14 protein-coding genes are annotated in these 12,451 nt (G+C 68.3%); 9 read left to right on the top strand and 5 right to left on the bottom strand.

The features are described 5' to 3' along the window. Positions 1 to 6 precede the first annotated feature (6 nt). Genes AC1D1W_RS01115 through AC1D1W_RS01135 form a run of 5 tightly spaced genes read left to right on the top strand, consistent with a single transcriptional unit; the run spans position 7 to position 5,727 of the window. Positions 7 to 1,086, top strand: a complete 1,080-nt coding sequence (locus tag AC1D1W_RS01115) for an ABC transporter substrate-binding protein (protein ID WP_476942719.1) — start codon at positions 7 to 9, stop codon at positions 1,084 to 1,086. Beyond that, entirely contained in the window at positions 1,083 to 2,243 is a 1,161-nt protein-coding gene (locus AC1D1W_RS01120; protein WP_476942720.1) for an LLM class flavin-dependent oxidoreductase, read from the top strand. The genes AC1D1W_RS01115 and AC1D1W_RS01120 overlap by 4 nt, the downstream gene beginning before the upstream one ends. Further along, on the top strand, positions 2,227 to 3,114 hold the full coding sequence (locus AC1D1W_RS01125; protein WP_476942721.1) for a DUF1684 domain-containing protein: 888 nt from the start codon (positions 2,227 to 2,229) through the stop codon (positions 3,112 to 3,114). Before AC1D1W_RS01120 ends, AC1D1W_RS01125 begins: the two co-directional genes overlap by 17 nt. Next, positions 3,111 to 4,271: an LLM class flavin-dependent oxidoreductase gene (locus AC1D1W_RS01130; protein WP_476942722.1), complete on the top strand. Its 1,161-nt coding sequence runs from the start codon at positions 3,111 to 3,113 to the stop codon at positions 4,269 to 4,271. The genes AC1D1W_RS01125 and AC1D1W_RS01130 overlap by 4 nt, the downstream gene beginning before the upstream one ends. A 10-nt stretch (positions 4,272 to 4,281) precedes the next feature. Further along, positions 4,282 to 5,727, top strand: coding sequence for an NtaA/DmoA family FMN-dependent monooxygenase (locus tag AC1D1W_RS01135; RefSeq protein WP_476942723.1), 1,446 nt, complete (start codon positions 4,282 to 4,284; stop codon positions 5,725 to 5,727). A 169-nt stretch (positions 5,728 to 5,896) separates the two neighbouring features. On the opposite strand, the gene AC1D1W_RS01140 is transcribed toward AC1D1W_RS01135, so the two are convergent. Continuing rightward, complete coding sequence (locus tag AC1D1W_RS01140) at positions 5,897 to 6,880, bottom strand: ABC transporter substrate-binding protein (RefSeq protein WP_028275946.1); 984 nt, start codon at positions 6,878 to 6,880, stop codon at positions 5,897 to 5,899. A 283-nt stretch (positions 6,881 to 7,163) separates the two neighbouring features. Between AC1D1W_RS01140 and AC1D1W_RS01145 the strand changes: the two genes are divergently transcribed. Together AC1D1W_RS01145 and AC1D1W_RS01150 are read left to right on the top strand one after the other, a co-directional pair. Further along, positions 7,164 to 7,703 (top strand): SRPBCC family protein, encoded by a 540-nt coding sequence (locus AC1D1W_RS01145; RefSeq protein ID WP_459383568.1) that lies wholly within the window; start codon positions 7,164 to 7,166, stop codon positions 7,701 to 7,703. After that, on the top strand, positions 7,704 to 8,306 hold the full coding sequence (locus tag AC1D1W_RS01150) for a DUF6919 domain-containing protein (protein WP_028275944.1): 603 nt from the start codon (positions 7,704 to 7,706) through the stop codon (positions 8,304 to 8,306). It abuts the gene before it with no gap. A 51-nt stretch (positions 8,307 to 8,357) separates the two neighbouring features. Here the strand turns inward: AC1D1W_RS01150 and AC1D1W_RS01155 are convergent, their stop codons facing one another. Further along, positions 8,358 to 8,687 (bottom strand): antibiotic biosynthesis monooxygenase family protein, encoded by a 330-nt coding sequence (locus AC1D1W_RS01155; RefSeq protein ID WP_028275943.1) that lies wholly within the window; start codon positions 8,685 to 8,687, stop codon positions 8,358 to 8,360. Positions 8,688 to 8,915: 228 nt separating this feature from the next. Between AC1D1W_RS01155 and AC1D1W_RS01160 the strand changes: the two genes are divergently transcribed. Beyond that, on the top strand, positions 8,916 to 9,236 hold the full coding sequence (locus AC1D1W_RS01160; RefSeq protein WP_028275942.1) for a GYD domain-containing protein: 321 nt from the start codon (positions 8,916 to 8,918) through the stop codon (positions 9,234 to 9,236). Positions 9,237 to 9,343: 107 nt separating this feature from the next. Here the strand turns inward: AC1D1W_RS01160 and AC1D1W_RS01165 are convergent, their stop codons facing one another. Then, on the bottom strand, positions 9,344 to 9,751 hold the full coding sequence (locus tag AC1D1W_RS01165) for a (R)-mandelonitrile lyase (RefSeq protein ID WP_216699110.1): 408 nt from the start codon (positions 9,749 to 9,751) through the stop codon (positions 9,344 to 9,346). A gap of 83 nt (positions 9,752 to 9,834) precedes the next feature. Beyond that, positions 9,835 to 10,878 carry an NAD(P)-dependent alcohol dehydrogenase gene (locus AC1D1W_RS01170; protein ID WP_459383567.1) on the bottom strand — a complete coding sequence of 348 codons (1,044 nt, stop codon included), beginning with the start codon at positions 10,876 to 10,878 and terminating at the stop codon, positions 9,835 to 9,837. A 144-nt stretch (positions 10,879 to 11,022) separates the two neighbouring features. Between AC1D1W_RS01170 and AC1D1W_RS01175 the strand changes: the two genes are divergently transcribed. Further along, positions 11,023 to 11,916: a helix-turn-helix transcriptional regulator gene (locus tag AC1D1W_RS01175; protein ID WP_028275939.1), complete on the top strand. Its 894-nt coding sequence runs from the start codon at positions 11,023 to 11,025 to the stop codon at positions 11,914 to 11,916. 19 nt (positions 11,917 to 11,935) lie between these two features. Here the strand turns inward: AC1D1W_RS01175 and AC1D1W_RS01180 are convergent, their stop codons facing one another. Next, a complete protein-coding gene (locus AC1D1W_RS01180; RefSeq protein WP_476942724.1) occupies positions 11,936 to 12,352 on the bottom strand; it encodes a DUF7793 family protein in 417 nt (138 codons plus the stop codon). Between the last annotated feature and the right edge of the window lie 99 nt (positions 12,353 to 12,451).

Genomic DNA, 12,451 nt, shown 5'->3' on the forward strand with positions numbered 1-12,451 from the left:
AACCCCATGGCAATCAGCTCCGCCCCCCACACCGCCCGCGCGAGTACTGGTCCCCGGCGGACGCGTGCGGCGCTTCCCGCCGTCGTCCTCATCGGCACCCTGTCCGGCACCCTGGCCCTGAGTGGCTGCGCGGATCCCGGCGCCTCCGCGGCTTCCGGCGGGCAGCCGGCGACGACGGCGGCGCGCAACGGCGTCGTCTACAACACCTCGCCGGACCAGCAGCGGATCCGGGCGGAGAAGGACGCCGCCCTGGCCGCGAAGGTCCCGGCGCTGATCGGCAAGGACGGCAAGCTGACCGTCGCGACGACGGCGGGCGCGATTCCGCTGTCCTTCCACGCCACGGACGACAAGACCCCGATCGGCGTGGAGGTGGACCTGGCCCAGCTGGTCGCAGACAAGCTGGGCCTGGACCTGGACGTCCAGGTGACCTCCTGGGAGAACTGGCCGTTGAAGACCCAGTCCGGTGACTTCGAGGCCGTGTTCTCCAATGTGGGCATCAATGCCGCCCGCGTGAAGCTCTTCGACTTCTCCAGCTACCGCGCCGCGTACATGGGCTTCGAGGCGAAGAAGAGCTCCGGTTACAACATCAAGGGCTCCGACGACATCTCCGGGCTGAAGATCTCGGTGGGCTCGGGCACCAACCAGGAGAAGATCCTGATCGCCTGGAACAAGGAGCTCGAGGCCAAGGGCAAGGCGCCCGCGGTGCTGCAGTACTACTCCTCCGACGCCGACACCATCCTGGCGCTGTCCTCCGGCCGCACCGACCTGAACCTCGCGCCCTACCCGTCCGTCACGTACCGGGAAAACACCCGCGGCGACCTCAAGGTGGTGGGCAAGGTCAACGCCGGCTGGCCGTCCGAGACCCTGGTCGCGGCCACCACGCTCAAGGGCAACGGACTGGCCCCGGCCATCACGGACGCCCTGAACTCCGCCATCAAGGACGGCTCCTACGCCAAGGTCCTGGACCGCTGGGGACTCTCCGAGGAAGCCCTTCCCGAGTCCACGACCGTCACTGAGGCCAACTTCGGGACAGCCCCTTCAGGGAAAGCACAGACAGGGAAAACCCAGACAGGGAAAACACAGTGAGGTTCCAGGTCCTCGACATCATCCCGCACCTGAAGAACCCGGTCACCGGGGAGATCGTCTCCACCGCGGACCGGCTCAACCAGGTGGTGGAGACCGCGCGCCGGGCGGAGGAGCTCGGCTACGACAGCTTCTCCGTCGGGGAACGCCACGCGGGTGAGTTCATCTCCTCCTCCCCCACCACCGTGCTCGCCGCCATCGCCGCCGTGACCACCAGGATCCGGCTGCAGAGCGGTGTGACGGTGCTGTCCGTCCTGGACCCGGTGCGGGTCGCAGAAGACTACGCCACGATCGACCAGCTCAGCCGCGGCCGGCTGGAACTGGTGATCGGCAAGGGCAATGAGGTGCTGCAGTACCCGTTGTTCGGCCTGGACCTGGCGGACCAGTGGGAGCTCCTCGCGGAGAAATATGCCCTGCTCCGCCGGCTTTGGACCGAGGAAAACGTCACGTGGTCCGGGAGGTTCCGGGCCGCGCTGACGGAGCCCACCACCACGACGCCGCGGCCGTTCGCCGGGGCGCCGCGGGTCTGGCACGGCTCCGCCACCAGCCTGGCCTCGGCGGCACTCGCCGCGCAGTGGGGCGATCCGCTGTTCACGGCCAACGCGATCCAGCCGCGGGAAAACTACAAGGTGCTCATTGACCACTACCGCGAGGAATACGCACGGCACGGCCACGATCCCCGGCACCAGTACCTGGGCTCCGGATCGGGCGCGGGCGGGGTGTTCATCGCGGACACCACGCAGGAGGCCAAGCGGCAGTTCGGCCCGGTCTACGAGGCCCTCACGACCGGCCGGAACGTTCCCGGCAACAACTCCCCCTACCGGGACATCGACCACGCCGTCGCCGACGGTCCGGCTCTGGTGGGCAGCCCGGAGCGGGTGATCGACAAGATCCTCAGCTACCACGCGCTCTACGGACACGACCTGCAGTCCATCTCGCTGCCCACCACGCTGCCCTTCGCCCAGCAGCTGGAAATTCTGGAGCGCTTCGCCCTGGAAGTCATTCCGGCCGTCCGCGCCGCCGCGCCCACCACGCTCTGGGGCGACGGCGACCCGTACGCCGGCCGGCCGGCATTCGCCGGCACTACTGAGACCGACGCCGCCGCCCGCGTCACAGCCGACCACAACCACCACGGGAGTTTCCATGTCCACGCCCACTGACACCGACGGCCGTCCTGACCTTCGTCCCGACCGCCACCCCGACCTGGAATTCGAAGCCGCCTGGGCGGACTGGCATGCCGCGCACGAACGCCACCGCGCCAGCCCCCACGGCTTCCTCGCCGTCACCCACCTGCACTGGCTCGAGTGCTCACCCGCCCGGCTGGACGGTGCGCCGGGCACCTGGAGCGTCGAGGACGACGTCGTCCGCCTGGCTTTGGGGGCAGGCGAACGCGTCCTTCGCGACGGGCAGGATCTGAACGCGGACGGAACCGGAGCTACCGTGCTCCTCGGCCCTATCCCCGAGCGCGATGGCCTGAATCTGCGGGTGGAGGATGCCGGCGCCGGCCATACCGTGATCGAGCTCGCCAAGCGCGGCGGCCGCTATGTCGTGCGGCCGCGGCATCCCCTGAACCCGCTGCTCACCGGCTACCGCGGCACCCCCGCCTACGCCCCCAGCATCGAATATGCCATTTCAGGAATATTTGTGCCGTTCGCCGAACCGCGGCCCACCACGGTGGGCGCGGCGGTCGAAGGAATCCACCACGTCTACGAAGCCCCGGGGGAAATCCGCTTCCGGCTCCGCGGCAAGGACCTGAGCCTCACCGCCTTCAACGGCCACGCTCCGGGCACGCTGTCCGTGCTTTTCACGGACGCGACCTCGGGCAAGAGCACCTACGCGGCCAACCGCTCGCTCACCGTGGCGGCTCCGGGCCCCGACGGCACGGTCTGGCTCGACTTCAACCGGGCGGTGAACCTGCCGTGCGCCTACACGGACCTCGCCACGTGCCCGCTGCCGCCGGCGGAGAACCGCCTGCCGGTGCCCATCGAGGCCGGCGAACAGATCCCCTACGAACGACAGGACGCATCATGAGCAGCCATCCCGCCCAGGACGGGCCCCGCGAACACGGCCTCCTCCTGCTGGAGCTCGAAGGTGCCGGCAGCCACCCGGCCGCGTGGCGGGTTTCCCGCACGGCCCCGGCAGCCGTGCTGGGCCCGGAACACCTCCGCGGCGCCGTGCTCGCCGCCGAGTCCGCCGGGTTCCACGCGGCGACGTTTTCCGACCCCGGCCTGCCGGCCCCCGGGCACCCGGACGCCGCGGCCCGGCTCAACGCCCTGCAGCGCGCCGCGTTCGCCGGCCCCGTGACCCGCTCCCTCGCCCTGATTCCGGAAGTGGACACCGCCTACACCGAGCCGTTCCACATCTCCACCCAGCTCGCCAGCCTCGACTACGTGTCCGGCGGACGGACCGGCTGGCTGGTAGCCGCTTCATCAAGCGCGGCCGATGCCGCCGCCGTCGGACGCGACACCGTGCGCGGGGACCGGCTCTCCCGCGAGGCCGCCGATTCGATCGAGGTCAGCCGCAGGCTCTGGGACTCCTGGGAGGACAACGCCGTGATCCGCGACGTCCCCACCGGGCGCTACCTCGACGTCGACAAGCTGCATTACATCGACGTCGAAAACGGCAGCTATTCCGTCAAGGGTCCGTCGATCATTCCGCGGCCGCCCCAGGGCCAGCTGCCCGTACTGGCCCCGGCCGGGCTCCTCACCGCGGAGGCCGTCGCGGCCGGGGCAGCCGACGCGCTCCTGGTCTCGGCCCCGACGCCCGGGCTCCTGGCCGCCGAGCTCGCGGCGACGCGCGCAGGACTCGCCGCCGGCGGCAACGGGCCTGCGCTGATCGCCGAGCTCGACGTCGTGCTGGACTCCCGCGGCCAGCCCGCCGCTGAGCGGCTGGCCGTACTGAACGGCCACACCCCGTGGCAGAGCCCGCGCGCACAGTTCATCGGCTCGGCGGCCGGGCTTACCGATCTGCTCACCGAGGTGCTGGCCTGGGCCGAAGGGGTCCGCCTGCACCCCGCCGTGCTGGACACGGATCTTGAGGAACTGACGCGGCTGGTGCTGCCCGAACTGCGCCGGCGCGGGGTCCTCGCCCCCACCAGCCCGGACGCCACATTCCGCGATCAGCTGGGGCTGGCACGGCCAGCCAGCCGCTACGCCGCCGCATCCAGCGCCCCCGGCGCGGAAAACTAAGGAGCCCACCATGAGCCACAGCACCCACCCCGCCGCTGAATTCACCGCGTCCGGGTTCATCCCCTCGGGTCAGATCCAGCTGGGCGTGTTCTTCCAGGGCGTCAACTCCGGAACCGTCTGGAAGGCGGCCGAATCCGGCTCCCAGACCGACTTCGAATCGTTCCGGCGCATCGCCCAAACCGCCGAGCGCGGCCTGTTCGCGGCGTTCTTCCTCGGCGAAGGCCTGCGGCTGCGCGAGCATCTTGGCCGTCCGCACGCGCTCGACGTCGCCGGCCGTCCCGACGCGCAGACTGCCCTCGCCGCCTTGGCCGCGGTGACCACCAAGATCGGGCTCGTCGCAACCCAGAACACCACGTACAACGACCCCGCAGACCTGGCGCACCGGCTCTCCACGCTGGACCTGCTGTCCGGTGGCCGCGCCGCCTGGAACATCGTCACCACGGACAACGCCTGGACCGGCGCCAACTTCCGGCGCGGCGGTTATCTGGACCACGCCGACCGGTACACCCACGCCGAGGCCTTCGTGGAAACCGCCAAGCGGATCTGGGACGCGTGGGACGACGGCGCCGTCGCGGGCTCAGCCTCCGCCGAGCGGTGGTCGGCGGAGGGCTCGGTCCGGCGGGTGCGCCACACCGGCCGGCACTACACCGTCGACGTCACCCCGCGGCTGCCGCGCAGCGCCCAGTACCGGCCGGTGCTGTTCCAGGCCGGGGATTCGCCCGAGGGCAGGGACTTCGCCGCCCGGCAGGTGGACGTCATCTTTTCCGCGCACCCGCAGCTCGATGACGCCCTGGAGTTCCGCCGCGACATCGTGGAGCGCACCCTCCGGGCCGGCCGCGGCGCCCAAGACGTGAAGATCATGCCCGCCAGCGAGTTCATCCTCGCCGCCACGCCGCGGGAGGCCCTCGAGAAGAAGGCCTGGGTCCGCAGTCTGCAGATCGGCCCGCAGCAGGCCATCGCGTACCTCGAACAGTTCTGGGGCCGGGAGCTGCAGGGCTACGATCCCGACGGCCCGCTGCCGGACATCGACCCCGTGGTGGAAGAAACCTCCGAAACGCGCGGCAGCGGCTTCCACGGCGCCAAGGCACGCCAGCTGGCCGACCAGTGGCGGGCCGAGGCCACGGAGAAGGGCCTGTCCATCCGCCAATTCGTCTCGGCCAAGACCAGCCGGGGCGACTCCACCTTCACCGGCTCGTACACCGAGGTCGCGGACCGGCTCAGCGAGTATGCCCGGACCGGCGCCGTCGACGGCTTCAACATCTCGCCGTGGCTGATCCCGTCCGGCCTCGACGACATCGTCAACCACCTCGTGCCGGAACTGCAGGAGCGCGGCGTGTACCCCACGGAGTACGCGGGCAGCACGCTGCGGGAGAACCTCGGCCTGGCCACCCCGGCCCGCACAGGTGCCAGCGTCGAGGTCGGCATCGATTCAAGTTCCGTCACGGCACAGGCCTAGACGATCTCCGCTGGTCACCAGTCAGCCACAACGAATCCCCGCCGGAGACGTTCCCGGCGGGGATTCGTTGGCTTTCGGTACCGTTCATTCAACCAACGCGTGGTCACATCGCGCCCATAATCCTCTCCGGGATGGGCGCGGCGTGACCCCGCGTTGGATATAGGGCGGGCTACTTCTTCGGCAGGCCCGCCGGGTTCAGCTCCGACTTCGCGACGGCTTCCGCGGACAACCCCCAGCGGTCCAGGATCTTGGCGTAGCTTCCGTCCTGGATCAGGTGGTTCAGTCCGGCCTGGGCCGCTGCGGCAAACCCGTTGTCCTTCTTGGTGGTGACGGCGATGCTGGCCTTCAGCGGCCAGCCGCCGTCGACCAGGCCGACGAGCTTAGTCTTGGCGTCGGAGGCCGCCTTGTAGGCCGCCGTGGCGTTGGGGCCGAACGTGAGGTCCGCCCGTCCGGACTGGATGGCGAGCTGGGAGGCGGAGTCGTCGTCGTAATACTGGAACTCCACGGGCTTGAGGCCGTTTTTCTTGTTCTCCTCATCCCAGCGCAGCAGGATTGCCTCCTGGTTGGTGCCGGAACCGACGATCACGCGCTTGCCGGCGACGTCCGGGGCCGATTCGACCTTGGTGACGCTGCTGTCCGCCTTGGCATAGAAGCCGAGCTTGTCTTCACGGTAGCTGGCGAAGTCGAACTTGAGCTTGCGCTCCTCCGTGACGGTGACGTTGGACAGCACAGCCTCGTACTTGCCGGAGTCGACGCCGAGCGGCCAGTCGGCCCAGGCCGTCGGGACAATGTCTGCCTCCAGGCCCAGGGACTCGGCCAGAGCGACGGCGATATCCACCTCGTTGCCCACCGGGGTCTTGTTGTCGGTGGCGTAAACGGCCAGCGGCGCCGCAAACGGGCTCACCGCCACGGTCAGCTTCCCGTCCTTCTTAACGGCTTCCGGGACGAGCGCGGCGGCCGCGGCATCCACCGTGGCCTTGACGCGGTCCTGCTGCGGCGAGAGGTTGAACTGCTTCACCCCGGTGGACGACGACGGCGCCGCCGACGGGCCGCCGGCAGCAGCGGCGCCGGGATCGGAGCAGGCCGCCAGACCCAGGACAGTGGTGGCCGCCAACGCGACCGCGGCGCCTGATTTAAACGAAAGACTGGACATGTTCTCCCCTTGAGAGTGGACTGAAATGGTGCTGGTGCCAGCAACTATCCGGGGCCCGGGAGAGCCGGTCAAAGCGCCGTGAAACCGGGTGAAACCAAGGGATACAGGCGGTAATACCCGTTCATCCGGCGTCCGCGGACGCTGCCTGCGGACGCCCTGTGTTACCGAAGATTGCCCTGCGTGACGCGACGGGACGGAATTGTTCACGGCAGGCCGCAACTGGCCTAGCCTGCATAGAAGACCTGCAAGGTGACAGCACGACACAGGAGGGGTGAACTTGTCAGTGAGCACGCACCAGCAAACGCACCGGACCACGCACCGGCTCGGCATCAACGCCCCGGCGGACCTTGTCTTCAGCATGCTGCGCGACGCCTCACACTGGCCCTACCTCGAGGGCCTGACGGTGTACTCGGAGCGCGTCAGCGGCGACGACGCCGGCCACGAGCTGCGCACGTCCGTGGTGTCCAACGGCTCACTCAGTTCAAGCCACTGCTGGCGCGTCTTTGACACCGCCAGCCACCGCGCCCAGTTCCACCAGCTGGACCTCGAGCCCCCGTTCCGGGAGCTCGGCGGCGACTGGGAGATCCGGCCGGCGGACGGGCTCTCCGTGGTCACGCTGAACCACGAGTTCGAGGTCGACGACGAGCACCTCACCGAGCGGATCCGTGCGATCATCGAGGACTACAGCCGGCGTGAACTGGAGGCGCTGCGGATCAGCTGCGAACGGTTGTCCGTCCTCCTGCAGCACCACGCCCCGCAGGCGCACCCCACCCCACATCTCACGGCGCAGTCCACCCCGCACCCCACAGCACAGGAGGCCTAAATGTCAGAGGCCAGGTTCACGACGGAACGGGACAGCTTCGGCCGGCTTCTCGCGGACCGCGAAGTCTGGCGGCAGGCCTCCACCATCCCGGCGGCAGGCGAACTGACCGCCCGTTGGCTGGAGGGCAACAGCCAATACCAGCCGGGAGTCTTCGCGCCCGGGTTCGACGAGGAGACCGCGGCCATCGCCGGAGAGCTCGCCCGGCTGAACCGCAACGGGCTCTTCACCAAGGAATCGCAGCCGGGCGTTCAGGCCGGGGGCCTCGCGCAGCGCGCCTACGTGACGGCCTTCTGCGGCCCGGAGGCGGCGACGGCACTCCTGGCCCTGTCCGCACGGACCGGCCTGGTGACGGTCGTCCACGACCCCGGTGAGGCGAGCAGCGTCTCCATCCCGGTGACCGTACAGGACGACGACGTCGCGACCTTGCTCGGCAGCAGCGAGGGGCCCGTTGGGGAGGACCAGCTCAGGGACTGGGCAGCCGAGACCAACGAGACCTTGGCCCTGGTCCTGGCGGATGCCTGGTACGTGGAAATCTTCGATCCCGTCTGGGGCCGGAACGATGTCCTGTTGGCCGCCGTACTCGAGGCGCTGCACGCCGCTTAGCCGGCGGGAACGCGCGCCGCGCAGCCGGCGGCGAGCCGGTTCCCGGTAAATTCACATATCGGTCGCATCCCACCCGATGCTCGCGGCCTCGTCCAGGGTGCGCGCCTCGAAATGCTCCAGCATGTCCTTCATTGCCTCGAGGCCCTGCTTGAACAGGGCAGAATCCCGCCACTGCTCAATCTGTTCCAGGGACTCCCACGGGCCGGTGCTGATGAACCTGTTCTTGACGTCGCGATCGTGCATCAGCACGGCTTTGGCGTTGGGAAAGTCTTCCTTCGTCTTCCTGGCCAGATCCCGCCAGGCCTGCACAAAATCGTTCTCGCGGCCGGGATGCACCAGCCAGATTCCGAGCGTATAAACAGACACGTCGATCGCCTCCATTGTCCGTACGGGTTGATACGCCGATTATGTTCCTGTCCTCCGGCCGGCGGTAGTCCCGGACCGCCCGGAGCCCGGTTGTGGCCGCAAATGGACCGTTGTAAGGGTGAAGTGGAAGGCCTAGCATGTGGGCAGACCCCCACTCTGGGGCCAGCCTCGGACCTTCCATCGTTGGGAGCGGGCACACGTTCGGATGCCGATGTCCTGGGCGAACACAGGATAGGAAAAACGATGAGCAAATATCTGTTCGAAGCGAACTACGTCGGCGACGGAATCAAGGGACTCATGCGTGAGGGCGGCACCAAACGGCGTGATGCCGTTGTCGAAGCCCTCAAATCGGTGGACGGCTCACTGGAAAGCTTCTACTACGCTTTCGGGGAGACCGACGTTGTCGGAGTCTTCGATATCCCCGACCAGGCCGACGCCGTCGCCCTGTCACTGATGATCAATTCCACCGGCGCCGTGAACCTGCACATGAAACCGCTCATGTCAGCAGAGGATCTCGACGCGGCAGCCAAGAAGACGCCGTCGTACCGGGCCCCGGGGCAATAGCCCACGCTGTGCCCGGCATGCCGGTGCGGGGCCAGTCCCCCGGGCTGGCCCCGCACCGGCAGCGCCGGATGTTTTAGCGCAGCCGTGCTAACTGCCTGGCGGTCGTGCTACTTGGCGCCGTTGTATTCCTCGTCGGTCACGAGGTCACCCCACTCGGACTCCGCGCCCTCTGCTGGCGCTTCCCACATCGCGAGGTGGGTCATGAAATGGTCCGGCGCGGCCCCGTGCCAGTGCCATTCGCCCGGCGGCGTGTAGATCGTGTCGCCGGGGCGGATTTCGGTCACTTCGCCGCCGCGGGCCTGGACCAGGCCGACACCTTCGGTGACGTGCAGGGTCTGTCCGACGGCGTGCGAGTGCCAGGCCGTGCGGGCGCACGGGGCAAAGTGCACCGCGTTGACGCGCATGCGGGACGGTTCGGGCTGCGGGGCCGCGAGGACGTCAAACCAGACGTCGCCGGTGAACATCTGCGCCGGCCCTTTGACGCTTGGCTTCCTGGCTTGGATTTCCACTGTCATTTCCTCCCAGGGTGTTTTGTCGGATGGCGGGCGCGACGGGAGGCCGCGTCCGTCCAATCCCAGGGTCCTTCGTGCGCTGCGTCCTAGTTCAGGGTCGCGGTGTCGATCACGAAGCGGTAGCGGACGTCGGAGGCCAGGACGCGCTCGTAGGCGTCGTTGATCTTCGCGGCCGGGATGACCTCGATTTCGGCGCCCAGGCCGTGCTCGGCGCAGAAGTTGAGCATTTCCTGGGTTTCGCGGATGCCGCCGATCATCGAACCGGCGAAGGAACGGCGGCCCATGATCAGGGCGAACGCGTTCACCGGGAGCGGTTCCGCGGGGGCGCCGACGTTGACCAGTGCGCCGTCGAGGGTCAGCAGCTGCAGGTAGGAGCTGATGTCGATCGCGGCACTGACCGTGTTGATGATTAGGTCAAAAGTGCCGGCAAGGTCCGTGAAAGTGTTCTCGTCGCTCGTGGCGTAGTAGTGGTCCGCGCCCAGCTTCAGCCCGTCTTCCTGCTTCTTCAGCGACTGCGAGAGGACCGTGACCTCGGCGCCCATGGCGTGGGCGATCTTGACGGCCATGTGGCCCAGTCCGCCGAGGCCGACGATCGCGACCTTCTTGCCGGGACCCGCGCCCCAGTGGTTCAGCGGCGAGTAGGTGGTGATGCCGGCGCACAGCAGCGGCGCGGCGACGTCGAGCTCGATGCCCTCGGGAATGGTGACCACGAAATCTTCGGTCACAACGACGTGGGTGGAGTAGCCGCCCTGGGTGATGGTGCCATCACGGTCGACGGCGCCATAGGTGCCGGTGTTCCCGGCGAGGCAGTACTGCTCCTCGCCGGCCTGGCAGTTGACGCACTCACCGCAGGAATTGACCATGCAGCCGACGCCGACCCGGTCACCGACGGCGTGCTTGGTCACGGCCGTGCCCACCTCGGTGACAATGCCGGCAATTTCATGGCCCGGAACCAGCGGATAGGTCTGCGGGCCCCAGTCGCCGCGGACAGTGTGGATATCGGAATGGCAGATCCCGGCGTACTTGATCTCGATCAGGACATCGTGGGGTCCCACGTCGCGGCGCTCGATGGTGGTGAGGGCGAGCGGCCCGGTCGCGGACGGTGATGCGTAAGCGTTGACGGTAAGCAATGAATCTCCTGCTTGTTGATCGTTGGGGGTTGTTCAACGGAACACCATCCATCAAACCCGGTAACGCAGCCGGGAGGGAGTCCCTGCTGATAGGGGTACTGGCAGGGCCTCCCTCAGAGAGCCCAAAGGCCTAACGTTGATGGCATGGACAATCGAGAGGCGACCCGCGAGTTCCTTGCCTCGCGCCGGGCCAAGATCACCCCCGAAGAGTCGGGATTGCCGATCTACGGCGCGAAACGCCGGGTCCCCGGACTCCGCCGCGGGGAGGTCGCCATGCTGGCCGGCGTCAGCGTCGAGTACTACACGAGGCTGGAGCGGGGAAACCTGTCCGGCGTTTCGGAGGGAGTTCTGGACGCTGTGGCCAGGGCCCTGCAACTCGACGACGCCGAACGGGCCCACCTCTTCGATCTGGCCCGGGCAGCGGCCCCGGGCAGCCGGACCCGCCGTCGTCCGCGTCCCGCGGAGTCCGTCCGGCGCAGCGTTCAGCTGACGTTGAACGCCATCGCCAACGCGCCCGCCTTTGTGCGGAACGGCCGCATGGACATCCTTGCGGCCAACCCGCTGGGCCATGCCCTGTATTCGGACATGTACGCGGGTCCGGCCCGCCCGGCCAACCATGCCCGGTTCATCTTCCTGGACGCGCGATCGCGCAGCTTCTACCCGGGCTGGGACCGTGCGGCGAGCGACACCGTCGCGATCCTGCGCACCGAGGCCGGCCGGGATCCCTACGACCGCGGGCTGACCGACCTGGTCGGGGAACTATCGACGCGGAGCGAGGAGTTCCGCACCCTGTGGGCGGCGCATAACGTGCGCCAGCACTACACCGGGCTCAAACACTTGCACCACCCTGTGGTCGGGGATCTCCACCTGATGTACGAGGCAATGGACGTCTCCGCCGACGCCGGGCTGTCCCTGCTGGTCTACAACGCCGAGCCCGGCTCCGCGTCGGAAGATGCGCTGCGGCTGCTGGCCAGCTGGGCCGCGACCAACCAGCAGGTCAAGGAGGCCGGAGCGGCTTTTACTGTGGACAAGGCCTGACCGGGGCAGGCCGGCACTGTCACGCCAGGGCGGATATGCCGTCCGTGTATCCACCGGGCTGGCCGCTGGAGGTGAAGTTGCTCAGCCAGGCCGTGGCCTTGTCCCGGGACGTGAAGAATTCGTGGGGGTAGCGGGTGTGCCGGCTCATGGCCGCCGCGATCACACGATCCACGGTGCTGGATCCAAGCACGGCAATCGCCAGAACCCCTGTTGTCTGCGCGAACTCGTACCTGGCGGCCGCGCTGATCTCAACGTCCGTCATTTCGGAGAGCATCGGCATCGGTATTCCGCCGCTGATCTGCGCTACGGCCAGCATCGCGTCCCTGGCATCGTCGACATCAACAAACGTGCCCGGCTGCCAGACGGATGTGATGATGCCCGCACTGATGCTCAGCACGTTCTTTCCGTCAGCAGCTGCTACATGTCCTGGCATCATCGAGACCATTGTAGGGCCGGTCCTGACAAGCCACGGGTTTGGGGCCCGGTGCGCGTGGCGGACCGCAGACCATGGCTGCACTCCGCGTCGCCGACCGGT

Source organism: Arthrobacter sp. P1_B4, from assembly GCF_056406555.1.